15 protein-coding genes are annotated in these 18,607 nt (G+C 74.6%); 6 read left to right on the top strand and 9 right to left on the bottom strand.

Annotated elements, in window-relative coordinates; genetic code table 11:
* Positions 1-174 precede the first annotated feature (174 nt).
* Complete coding sequence (locus ACQP1N_RS13055) at positions 175-990, top strand: polysaccharide deacetylase family protein (protein ID WP_242609010.1); 816 nt, start codon at positions 175-177, stop codon at positions 988-990.
* A 128-nt stretch (positions 991-1,118) separates the two neighbouring features.
* Here the strand turns inward: ACQP1N_RS13055 and cutA are convergent, their stop codons facing one another.
* From cutA to ACQP1N_RS13030, 5 genes are all read right to left on the bottom strand, one after another.
* The gene (gene cutA, locus ACQP1N_RS13050) at positions 1,119-3,533 is read right to left on the bottom strand and encodes an aerobic carbon-monoxide dehydrogenase large subunit (protein WP_067803286.1); all 2,415 of its coding nucleotides are present in this window, start codon (positions 3,531-3,533) and stop codon (positions 1,119-1,121) included.
* The gene (locus ACQP1N_RS13045) at positions 3,534-4,034 is read right to left on the bottom strand and encodes a (2Fe-2S)-binding protein (protein ID WP_433232684.1); all 501 of its coding nucleotides are present in this window, start codon (positions 4,032-4,034) and stop codon (positions 3,534-3,536) included. It lies immediately after the preceding gene.
* Positions 4,034-4,897, bottom strand: a complete 864-nt coding sequence (locus ACQP1N_RS13040; protein ID WP_067803275.1) for an FAD binding domain-containing protein — start codon at positions 4,895-4,897, stop codon at positions 4,034-4,036. Before ACQP1N_RS13040 ends, ACQP1N_RS13045 begins: the two co-directional genes overlap by 1 nt.
* A 3-nt stretch (positions 4,898-4,900) precedes the next feature.
* Positions 4,901-6,379, bottom strand: coding sequence for a uracil-xanthine permease family protein (locus ACQP1N_RS13035; protein WP_433231477.1), 1,479 nt, complete (start codon positions 6,377-6,379; stop codon positions 4,901-4,903).
* Between the two features lie 169 nt (positions 6,380-6,548).
* On the bottom strand, positions 6,549-8,303 hold the full coding sequence (locus ACQP1N_RS13030; RefSeq protein ID WP_433231475.1) for a PucR family transcriptional regulator: 1,755 nt from the start codon (positions 8,301-8,303) through the stop codon (positions 6,549-6,551).
* A gap of 212 nt (positions 8,304-8,515) precedes the next feature.
* Between ACQP1N_RS13030 and ACQP1N_RS13025 the strand changes: the two genes are divergently transcribed.
* The 5 genes from ACQP1N_RS13025 to ACQP1N_RS13005 are packed head-to-tail and all read left to right on the top strand — an operon-like array spanning position 8,516 to position 14,608.
* Complete coding sequence (locus tag ACQP1N_RS13025) at positions 8,516-9,487, top strand: oxamate carbamoyltransferase subunit AllH family protein (RefSeq protein WP_433231472.1); 972 nt, start codon at positions 8,516-8,518, stop codon at positions 9,485-9,487.
* A 49-nt stretch (positions 9,488-9,536) separates the two neighbouring features.
* Positions 9,537-10,991 carry an FdrA family protein gene (locus ACQP1N_RS13020; protein WP_433231470.1) on the top strand — a complete coding sequence of 485 codons (1,455 nt, stop codon included), beginning with the start codon at positions 9,537-9,539 and terminating at the stop codon, positions 10,989-10,991.
* Complete coding sequence (locus tag ACQP1N_RS13015) at positions 10,988-12,394, top strand: DUF1116 domain-containing protein (protein WP_067795158.1); 1,407 nt, start codon at positions 10,988-10,990, stop codon at positions 12,392-12,394. Before ACQP1N_RS13020 ends, ACQP1N_RS13015 begins: the two co-directional genes overlap by 4 nt.
* 29 nt (positions 12,395-12,423) lie before the next feature.
* Positions 12,424-13,332, top strand: a complete 909-nt coding sequence (locus tag ACQP1N_RS13010; RefSeq protein WP_433231467.1) for an aldose 1-epimerase family protein — start codon at positions 12,424-12,426, stop codon at positions 13,330-13,332.
* 55 nt (positions 13,333-13,387) lie between these two features.
* Complete coding sequence (locus tag ACQP1N_RS13005) at positions 13,388-14,608, top strand: DUF6986 family protein (protein ID WP_433231465.1); 1,221 nt, start codon at positions 13,388-13,390, stop codon at positions 14,606-14,608.
* A 13-nt stretch (positions 14,609-14,621) separates the two neighbouring features.
* Here ACQP1N_RS13005 and ACQP1N_RS13000 read toward each other — a convergent pair whose 3' ends face one another.
* Genes ACQP1N_RS13000 through ACQP1N_RS12985 form a run of 4 tightly spaced genes read right to left on the bottom strand, consistent with a single transcriptional unit; the run spans position 14,622 to position 18,387 of the window.
* On the bottom strand, positions 14,622-15,215 hold the full coding sequence (locus tag ACQP1N_RS13000; RefSeq protein WP_067795152.1) for a nucleotidyltransferase family protein: 594 nt from the start codon (positions 15,213-15,215) through the stop codon (positions 14,622-14,624).
* Between the two features lie 18 nt (positions 15,216-15,233).
* The gene (locus tag ACQP1N_RS12995; RefSeq protein ID WP_067795150.1) at positions 15,234-16,358 is read right to left on the bottom strand and encodes an XdhC family protein; all 1,125 of its coding nucleotides are present in this window, start codon (positions 16,356-16,358) and stop codon (positions 15,234-15,236) included.
* Complete coding sequence (locus ACQP1N_RS12990) at positions 16,351-17,487, bottom strand: vWA domain-containing protein (RefSeq protein ID WP_433231461.1); 1,137 nt, start codon at positions 17,485-17,487, stop codon at positions 16,351-16,353. Before ACQP1N_RS12990 ends, ACQP1N_RS12995 begins: the two co-directional genes overlap by 8 nt.
* A 3-nt stretch (positions 17,488-17,490) precedes the next feature.
* On the bottom strand, positions 17,491-18,387 hold the full coding sequence (locus tag ACQP1N_RS12985) for an AAA family ATPase (RefSeq protein WP_433231458.1): 897 nt from the start codon (positions 18,385-18,387) through the stop codon (positions 17,491-17,493).
* Positions 18,388-18,607: the final 220 nt, after the last annotated feature.

Below are 18,607 nucleotides of genomic sequence, written 5' to 3'. Positions count from 1 at the left end.
CGGGGATTGGGCAGATACGCCCCGGCGGGCGGTGGGAAATGGTCAGATATGTCCGGCAGGTTCCGGCAGGATGCGAACCGGGACCGCCCTTGGCGCGTCAACCGATGCGAACCTAACTGGACCTCACCGAAACGGAGTACGCGGCCGATGCGAGGGAAGACGCCCGTGATCGCCATGGTTGCCGCCGGAGTGTTCGGCGTGGCCGCGGGCGGCTGGCCCGTCCTGGCCGCCCAGGCCGGCGACTCGGGCCCGTCCATGCGGACGCAGCTCACCTCGGTGCTCGGCGACCAGAAGTGGGCGACGCCGAAGCCCGGGTCCTGGACGATGCCGAAGCCGTCCCCCGACGGGCTGCCGCCGGTCGTCAGCCGCATCGAGACGGGGGAGCGCGTCGTCTTCCTCACCATCGACGACGGCTACACCTACGACTCGGAGTTCGTGAACCTCGTCCGCAAGGAGAAGGTTCCCATCATGACGTTCCTGACCTCGACCTACATCAAGGGGCAGGGACAGTACTTCTGGGCGATGCGCAACGCGGGCTCGCCGATGGAGAACCACACGATCACGCATCCCAACATGGCGACGCTGAGCGCCGAGGCGCAGAAGAAGGAGATCTGCGGGGCGTCCGACGCCATCCACACGCAGTACGGCCGCCGGCCGGAGGTCTTCCGGCCGCCGTTCGGCAGCTTCAACCAGACGACCCGGCAGGTCGCCAAGGAGTGCGGCATCAAGTCGGTGCTGCTGTGGTCGGCGGAGTTCTACAACGGCACGACCGGGCCCGGCGTCGGGTACAACGGCTTCGCACGCGGCGACGGCGGCAAGGGGTTCAAGCCCGGCGACATCATCCTCATGCACTACCGCACGGGCCTCGCGCAGGAGCTCCAGATGATCCTCGGCTGGATCAGGCAGGCCGGCTTCCGGCCCGCCGCCGTCGAGAACTACCTGCCGAAGTCGCTCGGCGGGAACGCCCCCGACACGCCCTCGCACGGCTGATTTCCGACCTTCCCGGAGGAAACCCGGTTACGCCGAAGGCTCCGGGTCTCCTTCACTAGGGTCGACACGCCGGCGGGGCCGAGGTCCCCCGCAACCCGAGCCGGTCCCGCCGGCACCGCCCGCCGGCATCAGCCCGCCCGCGCCCCCTCCCGGACGCGCAGCGACGCGTCGCCCGCGGCGCGCTCCCGGAGCGTGTGGAGGCCGTCCGGGGAGAGCGGCATCGCGTCCACGCGCACGCCCTCCGCGTCCTCCACCGCCGAGGCGATCACCGCCGACACCGGGATGACGCCCGCCTCCCCCGCGCCCTTGATGCCGAGCGGGTTCAGCGGCGACGGCGTCTCCAGATGGTCGGTCTCGATGTGCGGGATCTCCGTCGCGTACGGCATGAGGAAGTCCATGAAGGACGCGTTCAGCAACTGCCCCGACTCGTCGTACACCATCCGCTCGTACAGCGCGCCGCCGACGCCCTGGGCGACACCGCCGTGGATCTGGCCCTCCACCACCATCGGGTTGATGAGCCGCCCGCAGTCGTGGACGACCGCGTACCGCAGGATCGCGACCTCGGCGGTGTCCGGATCGACCTCCACGATCGCGGCGTGCGCCCCGGCCGCGAACGTGGACCGGACGGGCGAGTAGTAGTCGCGTCCCTCCAGCCCCGGCTCGTCCCCGGACGCGACCGGCGGCTCGGTCACCGGACGGCCCACCGCGAACTGCGTCGCCGCCGCGGCCTCCTCGTCGAACGCGTACCGCAGCGGGTTCGACAGCACCGCGACCGTCCGCAGCGGGACGGACGCCGACGGGTCGCCCCGCACATGCACGACGCCGTCGGTGATGTCCAGATCGTCCGGATCGGCCTCCAGCGCCTCCCCGGCGATCCGCAGCGCCTTGCCGCGCACCTTGCGGCAGGCCAGCGCGATCGCGTTGCCGCTCATCACCGCCGCGCGGGAGGCGAACGTCCCGACCGCGTACCCGAAGCGCCGCGTGTCGCCCGTCGTCACCCGCACGTCCTCGATCGGGACGCCCAGCTCGGCGGCGGCGATCTGCGCGAACACGGTCTCGTGGCCCTGCCCCTGCGAGGTCAGTCCGGTCGACACGTGCACCCGCCCGGCGGTGTCGATCTCGACGTGCCCGCCCTCGTACGGGCCGACGCCCGTCCCCTCGACGTACACGCCGAGGCCGATGCCGATACGGCGGCCGCGGGCCGCGGCGGCGGCGCGCTCGGCCTCGAACCCGTCCCAGCCGATCAGCTCCCGCACCTTGCGGAGCAGCTCCGGATAGTCCCCCGAGTCGTAGATCAGCGGGCGGCCGTCCTGGAACGTGAGGCCCTGGTCGTAGGGGAACTCGCCCGGCTGGATGAAGTTGGCGGCGCGCACGTCGGCGCGGTCGAGGCCGAGGTGGCGGGCGATGCGGTCCATCGTCCGCTCCATGCAGAACACGCCCTGCGGGCGGCCCGCGCCCCGGTACGGGGTGACGATGAGGGTGTTGGTGTAGAGGCTGACGACCTCCGCCCGGTACGCGCCGATCTTGTAGGGGCCGAGGAGCTGGGTGGAGGTGACGATCGGGATGATGATCCCGTACGGGGTGTAGGCGCCGTGGTCGTGCCTGATCCGCACGTCCAGGCCGAGGACGCGGCCGTCGTCGTCGAACCCGACCCGCACGTCCTGGAGCTGGCCGCGTTCGTGGGCGGCGGACACGAAGTGCTCGCGGCGGTCCTCGGTCCACTTGATCTCGCGGCCCAGCAGCCGCGCCGCCCACGGGACGAGGATCTCCTCCGGCCACGGATGGACGATCTTGACGCCGAACCCGCCGCCGACGTCCGGCGCGATCACCTCGACCTTCCCGTTCGGCAGCCCGAGCCGCGCGGCGATCGCGGCCCGCACGCTGGTGGACGCCTGCGTGGAGGAGTACACGCGCAGCGACCCGTCGTCGGCGTCCCACCGCGCGTAGACGCCGCGTCCCTCCAGCGGCATGGACGCGCTGCGCTCGATCGCGAGGCCGAACTCCAGCACGTGCGGCGCGGCGTCGATCGCGGCGCGGGCGTCGCCGTTCTCCTGGACGAGGACGGCCCCCACATTGCCGGGCACGTCGTCGTGGACGAGATGCTCCGCGCGCTCCGCCGTCTCGATGCCGACGACGGCGGGCAGCGGCTCGTACTCGACGCGGACGCGCTCGGCGGCGTCCTCGGCCAGGTAGCGGTCGCGGGCGACGACCATCGCGACGGGTTCACCGACGTGCCGCACGACGTCGCGCGCCAGCGGATGCCCGGTGCGGCCGTGCGTCAGCGCCGGATGCGGGATGAGCAGCGGCAGCGGCTCCCCCACCCGCCCGGGCAGGTCCTCCCAGGTGTAGACGGCGACGAGGCCGTCCACGTCGAGCGCACCGGACACGTCGATGTCGGTGATCCGGGCGTGCGCGTGCGGGGACCGGACGAACGCCGCCGCGAGCGCGCCCCGCCCGAGGTCGTCGAGGTAGCGGCCCCGGCCGGTGAGCAGCCGGCCGTCCTCGCGGCGCTGGACCGGTTCCCCGAAGACGCGCGTGCCCATTCACGACTCCCCTTCTCCGGCCGCTTCGGCCAGCAGGACGGCGGCGCGGTGCACCGACTTGACGATGTTCTGGTAGCCGGTGCAGCGGCACAGGTTTCCCGAGATCCCCTCCAGGACCTGCTCCTCGGTCGGATTCGGCGTCTCCCGCAGCAGCGCCGTCACCGTGCAGAGGAACCCGGGTGTGCAGAAGCCGCACTGCAGCCCGTGGCATTCGCGGAAGGCGCGCTGCACCGGGGACGGCGTCCCGTCCTCGGCGGCGAGCCCTTCGACGGTGGTGACCGCGTGGCCGGCGGCGGTGACGGCGAACATGAGGCACGAGCGCACCGGCTCCCCGTCCAGCAGGACGGTGCAGCAGCCGCAGACGCCGTGCTCGCAGCCGACGTGCGTACCGGTGAGCCCGAGGTCGTGCCGGAGCAGGTCCGACAGCAGCCGCCTGGCGGGCACGCGGGCCGTGCGGTGCGTCCCGTTGACGGTCAGCGCGACCTCGAAGCTCTCCTCCATCACTCTCCCGCCTTCCGCAGCGCCTCCGACGCCGCCGCGTTCAGGGCGCGCTCGGTGAGCACGCCGGTCAGATGCCGCCGGTAGCCGGCGCCGGCGTGGATGTCGGATTCGGGGTCGATGCGCTCGCGGACGTGCGCGGCGGCGGCCGCCCAGTCGCCGCCCGGACCCGCGGCGCCGGTCAGGTCGAACACGACCGGCACCGGCGCGATGCCGAGATGGCCGGTGCGCGCCGCGGCGACGCGCAGGTCCTCGTCGAGGGTGACCACGGCGGCGACGCCGGAGAGCGCGTAGTCGCCGTGCCGCCGCGCCGTCTCGGCGAACGCCGTGCCGGTGCGGGGCGGCGCCGCCGGGAAGAACGCCGAGACGGCCAGCTCACCGGGTTCCAGCGCCGGTTCCAGCGGGCCGCGGAAGAACTCGGCGGCCGCGATCGTGCGGCGGCCCCGCGCCGACGCCGCCTCGACCGTCCCGCGCAGGACGGCGAGCACGGCGGGCAGTTCGGCGGCGGGGTCGGCGTGCGCGAGGCTGCCGACGACCGTCCCCCGGTTCCGGATGGCGGGGTGCGCGACGTGCCGGAGCGCCCGCCCGAGCAGCGGCTGGACGGCCGCGGCCGCCGCGGAGCGTTCCACCCGCGCGTGCCGGGCGAGCGCGCCGGCCCGCACCCCGCCGGCCGTCACGCGCAGGGTGTCGAGTTCGCCGACCCGGTTGATGTCGACCAGGTCGGACGGCGCGGCGAGCCGCATGTTCAGCAGCGGGACGAGGCTCTGGCCGCCGGCGAGGACCTTGCCGCCCGGTACGGCGGCCAGCACGCCGAGCGCCTCATCGAGCGTGCCGGGGGCGTGGTAGCCGAACGGGGGCGGTTTCACGCGTCAGCCCGCCTCCGTCCCGGGCGCCCCGCCCGTGGCGGCGCCGCCCCTCCCCGGCCGGACGGGACCGCCGATCTCCTCCTCCTTGGGTGCGATGATGCCGCCGCCGGCGTCCTCCGGCCTGCGCAGCACGTTCAGGACGTGGTAGCCGAGCAGCACGGCGATGGTGCCGAGCGCGATGCCCTGCAGCGGGAAGTCGTCGGTGATCTGCAGTGTCACGTTCCCGATCGCCAGGATGATCGCCGCCGCCACCGGGACGAGGTTGACCGGGTCGGCGAAGTCGACCCGGTTCTCGATCCAGATCTTCGCGCCGAGCAGGCCGATCATCCCGTACAGCACGACGGTGATGCCGCCGAGCACGCCGCCCGGCGTCGCGGCGACGAGCGCGCCGAACTTCGGGCAGAGCCCGAACAGGATCGCCACGATCGCGGCGACGTAGTAGGCGGCCGTCGAGTAGATCCGGGTCGCGGCCATGACACCGATGTTCTCGGCGTAGGTGGTGGTGGGCGAGCCGCCGACCGCGCTGGCCAGGGTGGTGCCGATTCCGTCGGCGGCGATGGCGCGGCCGAGGACGGGGTTCAGGTCGTCGCCGGTCATCGCGGCCACCGCCTTGACGTGCCCGGTGTTCTCCGCGATCAGCGCGATCACCGCCGGCAGCGCCAGCAGGATCGCCGAGGTCTTGAAGTCGGGCGCGTGCAGGCTCGGGAACCCGAACCAGTCGGCCTCCCGCACGCCCGCGAAGCCGACCCGGTCGTGCGGGAACGCGGTGGCGAGGCAGTACGGGCCCTCGGCCGGGCACGTCTTGCCCGCCCCGTCCAGCAGGTTCTGCCCCGGCAGCACGGAGGTGATCTTCCCGGCGGTGTTGTCGAGAATCCACGAAAGGACGAACCCGAACACCAGCGCGAGCAGGATCGTGATGCGCGCCCAGAACCCGCGCAGCAGCACCGCGCACAGGACGGCGAAGGCCAGCGTCGCCAGCGCGACCCACTGGTCCTGCGGCCAGTAGACGGTGGCGACCACGGGGGCCAGGTTGAACCCGATGAGCATCACCACGGCGCCGGTCACGGCGGGCGGGAACACCCGGTGGACGATATCTCCGCCCGCGACGTGGATGAGCACGCCGATCAGCGCGAGGACGACGCCGGCGACGAGGATCGCGCCGGTGACGGTCGCGCTGTCGCCGCCCGCCGCGCGGATCGCCGCGACCGCCCCGACGAAGGAGGCGCTGGTGCCGAGGTAGCTCGGCACCCGGCCGCCGACGATCAGCAGGAACAGGATCGTCGCGACCCCGGACATCATGATCGCGAGGTTGGGGTCGAGTCCCATCACGACGGGGAACACGAACGTCGCGCCGAACATCGCCACCACGTGCTGGGCGCCGATGCCGGCGGTGCGCGGCCACGACAGCCGCTCGTCCGGCCTGACGACCTCCCCGGGCGGCGGCGTTCGTCCGTCACCGTGCAGCTTCCAGCCGATCACCATCGGGGTTCCTCCTGCTCAGCCGACCGCGTTCATGCGGGCAAGGTAGATCCACCCTGGTGGGCGGGCATCGGCGACTTCTGCCAAAGCCCGCCCGCCCGATTGGGAGGACCGGCCGGTGTGAACCCGTTCCGGGGCGTCGTCCGGTGGGCACGGGGCGGTGCCCTTACCTTCAGATACCGCGCATGCGCAGGACGTGAAGGGCGAGGGTGAGGTTGAGCCGCAGATGCGCGTCCTCGGTGAACGCCCCGAGCATCCGCTCCAGCTTCCCGATGCGGTACCGGAGCGTGTTGTAGTGGAAGTGCAGCCGGCGGGCCGTCTCGGCCACGTTGAGGTTGGTCTCCAGCAGCACCTGCAGGGTGCGGCGCAGGTCCACCAGCTCCGGCTCGTCGTCGGTGGCGAGCTCACCGAGCGTCTCGCGGACGAACGCGTGCAGCTCGCCGGGGTCGGAGACCAGGCTGAGCAGCCGGTACACGCCGAGCTGGTCGAAATGCGCCCGCGCGCCCGCGCCGTTGAGCTGGCGGCCGACCCGGACGGCCTTCACCGCCTGGTCGTAGGCCTCGGGCAGCGCGGCCGGGGAGGCCACGGTCCGGCTGATGCCGGTGGAGAAGGTCCGCCGCCCCGACAGATGCTCGGCGAAGATCGACGACGCCTCCTTGACCATCGCCTGGACGGGCCCGGCCGCCCATTCGGCGGGATCTTCACCGTCGGCGCCGACGACCGCGACGACCTCGTGCGCGAAGCTCGCGACGGCCGCGCCCTTGTCGTGCCGGCGGACGGCGGTCGTCCACGCGGCGGCGAGCCGTTCCTGCGCGGACCGCTCCTCAAGACCGCGTCCGCCGCGCGTCCCGCCGTCGGTCTCGGCCGCCTTCCCGCGGTTCTTCGCCTCGGTTTCGGTGCCGCGCGGGCGGCCGTCCAGCTCGGCGACGACCACCATCATCGGGCGGTCCAGGTCCCAGCCGAACCCGCCGCAGTGCGCGACGACCCGGTCGTCGTCGCCGGCGCGCCCGGCGAGGATGTCGCGCAGGAAGTCGGCGCGGTACTTGCTCTCCACCGCCGCGACGGCCTGCTGCTTGGTCACCACGAGCGCGGCGACGGTCGCGGCTCGCTCCAGGATGCCGAGGTCGGTGCCGCGCAGCGTGCCGCCGGGGCTGAACGCGACGATCCGGCCGTGGTCGAAGCCGCCCGCCATCACGGGCACCACCAGGTGGTCGCCGGTGCCGTGCGCGCCGATGATGCCGCAGCCGCCGCACCCGCAGGCGGCGTGCCGGCCCGCCTCGAACGCGCGCATCGCCTGGACGTGCTCGTCCGGACCGGCGCCGGCGAGCGCCCGCTGCTCGCCGTCCAGCACCACGACCGCCACGTCCAGCAGGGACGCGACCTCGTCCACGACCTCCTGGAGGCCGCCGCCGCACAGCACGATCTGCACGAGTGCCCGGTGCACCTCCTCGGTGCGGGCGAGGACGGCCGCCTGCCGGTTCAGGATGTCGGTCAGGACCTGGTTCAGGATGTCGTCGAAGCCGACGTCGTTCGGGAGCAGGATCAGGGGGAAGCCGCACCGGTCCGCCTGGGCGATCATCTCGGCGGGGAGCGAGTCCAGGTAGCGGCCCAGCTTGATGGCCAGGGCCGCGAGGCCGCGCTCGTCCAGGTCGGCGACCAGGTTGTCGAGCGACTGGGGGGTGTTGCGGAGGGGGTAGCCGGTGGTCAGCAGCAGCTCGTTCGGTTTGACCCACGACAGGATGTCGGGGACCTCCATCACGTTGAGCCGCTGCACGACGCGCCCGAGTCCGGACCGTCCGGCGATGAGGCGGGCGCCGTTCAGGGTGCTGACGCCGAGGACCTCGCCGACCGACAGGCCGTAGGTCAGTGTGCCGGTACTCGCGAGCCGGAGGGCCGGTGGGCCCGGGTCCGCAGTGGTGTAACTCATGCCAGGGGTCACCTCGCCTTTTGGTGCGTACATCGCCCGTAATGGCGTGATCGCTACCGGTTCCTGATCAAAAATGACAACAAAGACGAACGATGACAACCATCCTTGGCAGTTTTCCCCATACGTCCGGTGCGGGGCCCGTTCTACCGTCTCCGCAGAGGCCGGGCCGTCCGGGTGCCGGACGGCCGCCGACACCGGCCTCGGGAGGATACGTGACTGCCCTCGCCCGCGCCCCGATCCCGCTCCCGGCCCGGCCCGGACGGCGTCCGCCGGCGGCCGGCGCCGCGAGCCTCGCGCTGCGGCCGCTGCTCGACTCGCCACGCCGCGCGGCCCGCGTGATCGCGGTGTTCCCGGCGGCGCTGTACCTGGAGATGCGGGGCGGCGCCGAGCCGCGGGTGCTCGCCGTCGTCACCTCCGACGCCGGCCGGCTGCCGAACGCGGTCGTCGTCGTCGCGTCGCGCCGCGAGCACCCGTTCCGGTCCGTCCGCGAGGGCGCGGACGCCGCCGTCGGCGAGGGGCGGGTGGAGGCGGACGGGCTGAACGTGCGCGTCCGCCGCTGGTGGGACCCGTCCCCGCGGCTCAGCGGGATGCAGCCGGCCACGCTCGCCCGCGGCGTCCACGCCCTGGAGGAGGAGCTCACCGCGGCCGGCGCGCTCACCGCGGCCGGCCCGGCGGGCGGCGGCCTGGCGGGGCATCCCGACCCGGCGGCGCTCGCCGCCGCGTGCGCGGCCGGTGACCTCGCCGGGGCCGTGGAGGCGGCGGAGCGGATCGTGGGTCTCGGGCCGGGGCTGACGCCGTCCGGCGACGACATCCTGTGCGGGCTGCTGGTGTCGCTGCGGCTGGTCGGCGATGCCGTCCGGCACGGCGGAGCGGCGGTGCGGCTGGCCGACTGGCTCGGCGCCGCCGTCACCACCGACGCGGGCACCCGCACGACCGCGCTGGCCGCGACGCTGCTGCACTGCGCGGCGGCGGGCGGCGCGGGCGCGGAGGTCGCGGCCGTGCTGCGCCGCGTCGCGGGCTGCGAACCCCCGGGCGGCGCGGGCCGGGGGGCCGTCCGCCGGCTGCTGTCGGTGGGCCACACCTCGGGCACCGACCTCGCGCACGGCGTCCTCGCCGGCTGCCGCGCCGCCCTCGCCCTCACCGCCACCGCGTCCGCCCGCCGCGCGCCGAGGGCCACCGCGTGAGCGGGCCGGAGGGGCACGGCGCCGGCTGGAGGCCCGCGGGGGACGCCGCATGAAGGACTGGGTCGAGGTGCGGCGGGGGAGCTACCACGATTCGGTCACCCTCATGCGGGCCGGCCGGCTGCTGTCGGAGCGGCCGGGCGTCGCCGGGGCGATGGTGGCGATGGGCACCGAGCTGAACCGCGAGATGTTCGGGCGGATGGGGTTCGCCGTGCCGGACGGCACGGGCCCCGACGACCTCGTCGTGGCGATCCGGGTGGACGGCGGCGGGCTCGATGAGGCGCGTGAGGCGCTGGACGGGCTGCTGCACGGCGCGTCCCGTCCGCCGGCCGGGGGCGGGCCGCTGGGCGCGCCGGCGCCGCCGCGCACGACCGGGTCGGCGGCGGCCGGCGCGGACGCGACGGTCGCGCTGCTGTCGGTGCCGGGCCCGCACGTGTTCCCCGAGGCGATGGACGCGCTGGACGCCGGCCTCAACGTGATGATCTTCAGTGACAACGTGCCGCTCGCCCAGGAGATCGCGCTGAAGGAGGCGGCGGCGCGGCGCGGGCTGATCGTGATGGGCCCGGACTGCGGGACGGCGGTGATCGGCGGCGCGGGCCTCGGGTTCGCGAACGCGGTCCGCCCGGGGCCCGTCGGCGTCGTGGCGGCGTCCGGGACGGGCGCGCAGCAGCTGATGTGCCTGCTGGACGCGGCCGGCACCGGGGTGAGCCATGTGCTGGGCGTCGGCGGCCGGGACCTGTCGCCGCAGGTGAGCGGCCGGTCGGCGCTGTCCGCGCTCGCGGCGCTGGACGCCGACCCCGGCACGGAGCTGATCGTGCTGGTGTCCAAGCCGCCCGCGCCGCAGGTGCTGGACCTGATCCGGGAGGCGGCGCGGCGGCTGGACACGCCGGTGGTGTTCGCGCTGCCGGCGGCCGGTGAGGACGACCTGACACAGGCCGCGGAGAAGGTGCTGACGGCGCTCGGGCGGACTGTCCCGCGGTGGCCGCGGTGGACGGCGCCGCGGCGGGCGGCCCCGGCGGCCGGGCACGCGGCGGAAGGGCGGGCGCTGCGCGGGCTGTTCGCGGGCGGCACGCTGCGCGACGAGGCCGAGATGATCGCCCGGGGCGCGCTCGGCTGGGATCTGCAGGCGCGCGGCCACCGGTTCACCGACTTCGGCGACGACGCCTACACGCGGGGCCGCGCCCATCCGATGATCGATCCGACGCTGCGGCTGGACGCGCTGCGGGCCGAAGCCGCCGATCCCGGCTGCGGCGTCCTGCTCCTGGACGTGGTGCTCGGTCACGGCGCCGAGCCGGACCCGGCCGCCTCGCTCGCCCCGGCCGTCACCGCGGCGGTGCGGGACCGTCCCGACCTGGCGGTCGTCGTGTCGCTGTGCGGGACGCCGGCCGACCCGCAGGGCCGCGACCGGCAGGCCACGGCGCTGTGCGAGGCGGGCGCCGACGTGTTCGCCTCCAACGCCCAGGCGACCCGGCACGCCCTGCGGCTGGTGGAAGGGGTTTCGGCATGACCGATCAGCGGCTCGGCGGGCTGCTGTCCCGCGAGCCCCGGGTCGTCGCCGCCGGCGTGGAGGTGCTGGCCGAGGCGCTCGCGGACCAGGCCGTCCCGGTGCGGACGGTCGACTGGCGGCCCCCGCCGGCCGGGACGGAGGCGGCGCTCGCCGCGGTGCTCGGCGCCCCCGGGCACGCCGAGGCCAACGCCCGCGCCGTGCGGCGCATGCTCACGGCCCGTCCGCACCTGGTGGACGTGCGCCCGGCCCGCGAGGTCCTCGGCCTGGACCCCGGCACGTTCCTGCACGCGGGCCCGCCGCTGGAGTGGGAGCGGGCGTCCGGCCCGATGCGGGGCGCGCTCATCGGCGCGATGCTCCTCGAAGGGCTCGCCGAGACCCCGCTCGGCGCCCGGCACGCGCTGGAACGCGGGACCGTCACGCTCGAACCGTGCCACCACCACGCCACGGTCGGGCCGATGGCGGGCGTCGTCAGCCCGTCCATGTGGATGTTCGTGGTCGAGGACGCCGAGCACGGCGGCACCTCGTACTGCTCCCTCAACGAGGGGCTCGGGAAGGTGCTGCGGTACGGGGCGTACGGGCCGGCGGTGATCGAGCGGCTGACCTGGATGGGGGAGGTCCTCGGCCCCGCGCTGCGGGCGGCCGTGCGGCGGCACGGGCCGCTCGACCTGATGTCGGTCATCGCGCAGGCGCTCCAGATGGGCGACGAGCTGCACAACCGGAACCGGGCGGCGACGTCGCTGCTGCTGCGCGAGCTCGCACCCGACCTCGCCGCCGCCGAGGACGTGCCCCGCGGCAGGGCGGCGGAGGCGCTGCGGTTCGCCGCGGGCAACGACCACTTCTTCCTGAACGCGGGAATGGCGGCGGCGAAGGCGTGCGCGGACGCGGCCCGGGACGTGCCGGGGTCCAGCCTGGTCGTGGCCATGGCCCGCAACGGCACCGACTTCGGCATCCAGGTGTCGGGCACGGGCGACCGCTGGTTCACCGGCCCCGCCGGCGTCCCCGACGGCCTCTACCTCGGCGGCTACGGCCCGGACGACGCCAACCCCGACATCGGCGACTCGGCGATCACCGAGACGGCCGGGGTGGGCGGGTTCGCGCTCGCCGCCGCGCCCGCGATCGTCCGGTTCGTCGGCGGCGAGGTCCCGGACGCGGTCGCCGCCACCCAGCGCATGTACGAGATCACGCTGGCCGAGCATCCGGGGCTGCAGATCCCGCTGCTGTCGTTCCGGGGCACGCCCGCCGGCATCGATGTCACGCGTGTCGTCCGCACCGGCATCCTGCCCGTCATCGACACCGGCATCGCGGGACGCGAGGCGGGCACCGGGCAGGTCGGCGCGGGGCTCGTCGAACCGCCGCCGAACGTGTTCAGCGACGCCCTGCACGCCCTCGCGGAGATCGCATAGCGGTGGCCGCGGAGGGTACCGTGCCGCCCATGAGCGAGCCGGTCACCGGAGAGCAGTACGCCCTCGCCGCCGGGCCGTACCAGGCGGTCGTCACCGAGTCGGGCGCGAGCCTGCGCGAGCTGACCTGCGGGGGCCGCCCGCTGGTGCTGCCGCACGGCGTGGACGAGCCGGCCCCCGCCGCGTCCGGGCAGCTGCTGATCCCGTGGCCGAACCGCATCGACCGCGGGCGCTACTCCCACGGCGCCGCCGAGCATCAGCTCGACGTGTCCGAGCCCGCCCGCGACTGCGCGATCCACGGGCTGGTCCGCTGGGCGTCCTGGCAGGTCGCCGAGCACGAGCCGGACCGGGTGCGGCTGACCCACCGTCTCCTCGCGACGGCCGGCTACCCGTTCCGCCTCGACCTGGAGGCCGAATACTCCCTGGACGCCTCCGGCGGGCTCCGCGTGCGGATGTCCGCCCGCAACGCGGGGACGGTGACCGCCCCGTACGGCCACGGCGCCCACCCCTACCTGACGGTCGGCGAGCCCATCGACGCCTGCACGGTCACGCTGGGCGCCGACCGGTACCTCCCGGTGGACGACCGGATGATCCCGTCCGGGCCGTCCGAGGACGTCACCGGCACCGGGTACGACCTGCGCGAAGGCCCGGTGCTCGGCGGCCGGCGGATCGACAACGCGTTCGCCGGGCTGAACCGCGACGGTGACGGCCGCGCTTGGGCGGTCCTCTCCGGTGGCGGCCGGACGGTCCGGCTCTGGGCCGACGAGTCGCACCCGTGGATGGAGATCTACACCGCCGACGACACCCCGAAGCCGCGCGAGGGTCTCGGTGTGGAGCCCATGACGTGCCCGCCGAACGCGTTCGCGTCCGGTGAAGGCGTCGTGCACCTGGAGCCGGGCGCCGGGTTCCACGGCACCTGGGGCATCGTCGCCGGCGCCTGATCCGATCCGGCGCGACCGGTTCCCCGGCGGGCGGCGTTTGGGGGATCATGGCGGGGTGAATCTCAGTGTGCCCTCGCTTGAGGATCTGTCCGCGCGCATCGCCGCCGCCCGTGACGCGCACGGCGAGCGCTTCCCCGGCGGCGCGGAGGGGCGGCAGCCGGTGCACACCGTCTACGTGCCGGCCGACCGGTTCTCCCGCTCGACGCCCGCCGACTTCGGGGCCGAGGCACTGCGGCTGCTGAACACCCACACGCCGGGCGCCGGGTCGTTCGGCGCCGCGTTCGGGCTCGATCCCGAGCTGGCCGCCCCGGTCCGGGAGCGGGTCGCGGCGAAGCTCGCCGCCGAGCCGGTCGAGGACGTCAGGATCGACTTCGAGGACGGCTACGGCGTCCGCGAGGACGCCGAGGAGGACGCGCACGTCGAGCAGGTCGTCGAGGCCGTCGCCGCCGCCTACCAGATGAAGGGCCTCCCCCACTACTGGGGGCTGCGGGTCAAGTCGTTCACCGACGGCGGCCACGAGCGCGCGATGCGGACGCTGGACGGGTTCCTGACCGCGCTGCGCGACCGGCTGGGGCGGCTGCCCGGCGGGTTCACGATCACCTTCCCTAAGGTGGTGACGGGCGAGCACGTCCGGCTGTTCGTGGAGTTCCTGGAGCGGCTGGAGACCTCGCTCGGGCTGCCGCAGGGCATCCTGCGGTTCGAGATCCAGGTCGAGACGCCGCCGTCGCTCATCGACCACGAGGAGGAACGGGTCGGGCTCGGCCCGCTCGTGGCCGCGGCGAAGGGCCGGATCACCGCCGCCCACTTCGGCGTGTTCGACTACACCGCCGCGCTGGGGCTGCCCCCGCACGAGCAGCGGCTCGACCATCCGGCCTGCGACTTCGCCCGGCACCTGATGCAGGTGTCGCTCGCGGGCACCGGTGTGCGGCTGTCGGACGGCTCCACCAACCTCATCCCCCGCAACGACGGCCCCGACGAGGTGAACGCGACGTGGGCGGTGCACGCGGCACACGTCCGGCACTCGCTGGCGCACGGCTTCTACCAGGGCTGGGACCTGCACCCCGCGCATCTGCCGAGCCGGTACGCCGCCGTGTACGCGTTCCACCTGACGGGCGTCGACGACGTCATCGGGCGGGTCAGGGCGTGGCACGAGCAGGCGGCGGGCGACGCGGGCGGTGTCCTGGACGAGCCCGCCACGATCAAGGCGCTCACGTCCCGGCTCCGCCGCGCGGTCGACTGCGGCGCGCTGGACGAGAGCGTCCTGCCCGCGTCCTAGCCCTGCCGGGCCGTCACCGAGGCTCGTCGCGGGTGAAGGCGGCGAGGTCCTCGGGAGTGTCGATGTCGTCGGGCGCGGAGATGTCGTCGCAGGGGACGGGCGTGACCAGCTCGGGATGGGCGCGCAGGTAGCCGCGCGCACCCCGGTCACCGGCCGCGGCCTCGGCGGCGCCCGCGAAGTGCTCGGCGCCCAGCAGGACGGGGTTGCGCGGCGCGCCGCCGTAGGTGGCGACGGCGATCCCCGCGCCGTGCTCGTACGCGGCGATGAGGCGCTCCACCGCGGCGGGGGTGACGCGCGGCTGGTCCACGAGCGCGATCACCACCGCGGGGCAGGCCGGCGGCAGCGCGGCGAGCCCGGCGCGCAGCGAGGAGCCCATGCCGTCCCGCCAGTGCGGGTTGGGGACGACGACCGCGCCGATCACCTCGATCTGCGCCGCCCCCGCCACCACCAGGACCGGGGAGCAGCCGCCGTCCCGCAGCGTCCGCACTCCCCGGTCGACCAGGCGTTCGCCGCCCAGCTCCAGGGTCGCCTTGGGGCGTCCGAGCCTGCTGCCCTCCCCCGCGGCGAGCAGCAGGCCCGCCGGGGTCTCCGCACCGTGCACCGTCATCCCGCGAGAGTAGTGCGGTCAGGGCGTGTCGGCGTGGATCCGGCCGCTGGTGTCGGTGAGCGGACGCCCCGAACCGCCCCAGCGGAGCTGGACGAGCTCCGCCGCGATCGACACCGCCGTCTCCTCCGGCGTCCGGGCACCGAGATCGAGACCGATCGGCGAGCGCAGCCGCCGGAGCTCCTCGTCGGACAGGCCCGCCTCCCGCAGCCGGGCGAGGCGGTCGTCGTGGGTACGGCGCGAGCCCATCGCGCCGACGTAGCCGGCGCCCGTGCGCAGCGCCACTTCAAGCAGCGGCACGTCGAACTTGGGATCGTGGGTGAGGACGCATATGGCGGTGCGCGCGTCGACGTCGGCGCGCGTCTCGTCCAGGAACTTGTGCGGCCACTTCACCACGACCTGGTCGGCCTCGGGGAACCGCTTCGGCGTCGCGAACACCGGCCGCGCGTCGCACACCGTCACGTGGTAGCCGAGGAACTTGCCGATCCGCGCGACCGCCGCCGCGAAGTCGATCGCGCCGAACACCAGCAGCCGGGGCGGCGGGGCGAACGAGTGGACGAAGACGGTCAGGTCGTCCAGCCGCCGCTCCCCCTCGGGCCCGTAGTGGCGCTGCCCGGTGAGGCCCTGCGCGAGCATGCCGCGCGCGTCGTCGTCCACGGCGGCGTCGAGGCGGGCGGCGTGCGGGGCGCCCGGGGCGAGCGAGCCGGAGGCGCGGCCGGTCCAGACGACGCGGCGGGCACCGATCCTGCCGGGGCCGGCGACGACGGTCGCGACGGCGACGGGTTCGTGCCTCCTGATCGCCTCCGCGACCTCGGTGAACTCGGGGAAGGTGTCCGGCCCGACCGGCTCCACCAGCACGTCCAGGATCCCGCCGCAGGTCAGGCCGACACTGAACGCGTCGTCGTCGCTCACCCCGTACCGCTGGACGACCGGCTCGCCCGTCTCCAGCACCGACTGCGCCAGCTCGTAGACGGCGCCCTCCACGCAGCCGCCGGACACGCTGCCCGCCACCTCCCCGCCGGGCGACACCGCCATCGCCGCGCCCGGCGGGCGCGGAGCGCTGCGGAAGGTGTGCACGACGGTCGCGAGCCCGAACGTCTGCCCGGAGGCGTACCAACCGGCGATGTCCTCCAGCACGTCACGCATGATCCGTTCCCTTTCCTGCTCCGGGCACTGGGCCTGCTCCGGCCACCAGGCGCGCCAGCTCCTCCAGTGCGGCGAGGCTGTGCCCGGAGGTGAAGTCGTCCACATGCGGCAGTGCCGCCGCCATCCCGGCGGTCAGCGGCTCGTAACCGGGCCGCGCCTTGTGCGGGTTCGCCCACACGACCCGGTGCGCGAGCCGGTGCAGCCGCGCCATCTGCTCGCCGAGCAGCGTCGCGTCGCCGCGCTCCCAGCCGTCCGAGGCGATCACCACGATCGCGCCGCGGGCCAGGCCGCGCTGCCCGAACCGGTCGAGGAACTCCTTCAGCTCCGCGCCGAGCCGGGTGCCGCCGCTCCAGTCCGGGATCGCCGCGGACGCCGCCGCCATCGCCGCGTCCGGGTCGCGGTGCCGCAGCTCCCGGGTGAGGCGGGTGAGCCGCGTCCCGGCGCTGAAGACCTCCACGTCCCGCCCGCCGGACCGGACGGCGGCGTGCGCGAACCGCAGCAGCGCGTCCGCGTACGGGCTCATCGACCCGCTGACGTCCACGATCAGCACCACGCGGCGCGGCCGGGTGCGGTGCGCGCGGCGCCGCAGCAGCGACGTCTCGCCGCCGCGCCGCAGCGTCTCCCGGATCGTCCGCGCCGGATCGAGCCGTCCGGCGGACGCGGGCGTGAACCGCCGCGACCGGCGCTGCTCCGCCCGCGCGTCCAGCACCGCGATCAGCCGCGCGACCTCGGCGCGCTCGGCGGCGCTCAGCCGCGCCACGTCCCGGTCGCGCAGCACCTCCACCTCGCTGGCGGTCGCCGACTTCAGCTCCCCGGCCTCCTCGTTCCCGGCCTGCGCGCCCGGATCGGGCAGCGTCATCCGGTGCACGACCACGGGCGGCGGCCTGCGTCCCGGCCGCGCCGTCGCGCCGGAGAAGTACGCGGCGAAACACCGGTCGTACCCGGGGATGTCGTCGGGGTCGGCGCACAGCGTCAGGCGTCCGGCCCAGTACACGTCGTTCGGGTCGAGCACGTCGAGGTGGTCGAGCGCCGCCAGCATCGCCTGCACCCGCTCGGGGTCGGCCGCGCCGCCCGCCGCGCGCACCGTCCTGGCGAACCCGACCATCGTCTCGGTGACGTCCCGCCGCACGGCTCAGCCCCCGTTGAGCAGGGCCTCTAGCCCGGCGGCGAGCACGCGCTGCTGATCCTCGCGGTACTTCAGGACGGCGCCGAGCGTCACCGCCGCCGTCCCGGGATCCAGCTCGCGGACGCCGAGGGCGACGAGCGCCTCGGTCCAGTCCAGCGTCTCGGCGACGCCGGGCGGTTTCAGCAGGTCGGTCTCCCGCATCCGCTGCGCGGCGCGGGCGACCTGCCCGGCGAGCCGCTCCGCCGCGTCCGGCAGCCGCCGCCTGATGATCGCGACCTCCCGGTCGAACGACGGATGCTCCAGCCAGTGGTACAGGCAGCGCCGCTTGAGCGCGTCGTGGACCTCCCGCGTCCGGTTGGAGGTGACCACGACGACCGGCGGGCGCTCGGCCCGGATCGTGCCCAGCTCGGGGACCGTGATCGTGAAGTCGCTGAGCACCTCCAGCAGGAACGCCTCGAACTCGTCGTCGGCACGGTCCAGTTCGTCGACGAGAAGGACGCTCGGCGAGGTCTCCAGTGCCTGCAGCAGCGGCCGGGCCAGCAGGAACCGCCGGTCGTACAGCTCCCCCTCCAGCCGCGAGATGTCGCTGACGCCCGCGGCCTCGGCGGCGCGCAGGTGCAGAAGCTGACGCGGGAAGTCCCAGTCGTACAGCGCCTGGGAGGCGTCCAGCCCCTCGTAACACTGCAGCCGGATCAGCGGTGCGCCGAGCCCCCGCGCAAGCGTCTTGGCCAGCTCGGTCTTCCCGACCCCGGCCTCCCCCTCCAGGAACAGCGGCCTGCCCATCCGCAGCGCGAGAAAGCACGCCGTCGCGAGCCCCTCGTCGCACAGATAGGCGTGCCGATCGAGCAGCTCCGCCAGCTCCGCAGGTGATCCGACCTGGTCCGTGGCCACCGTCTCTCCCACGGCTCCGAGGCTACTCGGCAAGAGACGAGTCTCACACGCCCCGCCCCCCTGCATCTCCCGCTCCTCACCGGCAGGGGGATGGCCAAGGCCGGGAACCACACCCCGGCAGCGACCGCCGACTCAGCGCGAGGTGTGCGAAGTGCGACGGACTCACGCGGCATGAACCCCGAGACCGCGTCCTGGGAAGGCTGGGATCTCACTCCACCCCGCCGAACCGTGG

The organism is Actinomadura formosensis (genome assembly GCF_050948385.1).
In the GTDB taxonomy this organism is placed as follows: Bacteria; Actinomycetota; Actinomycetes; order Streptosporangiales; family Streptosporangiaceae; genus Spirillospora; species Spirillospora formosensis.
This window is presented reverse-complemented; position numbering and strand designations above follow the sequence as displayed.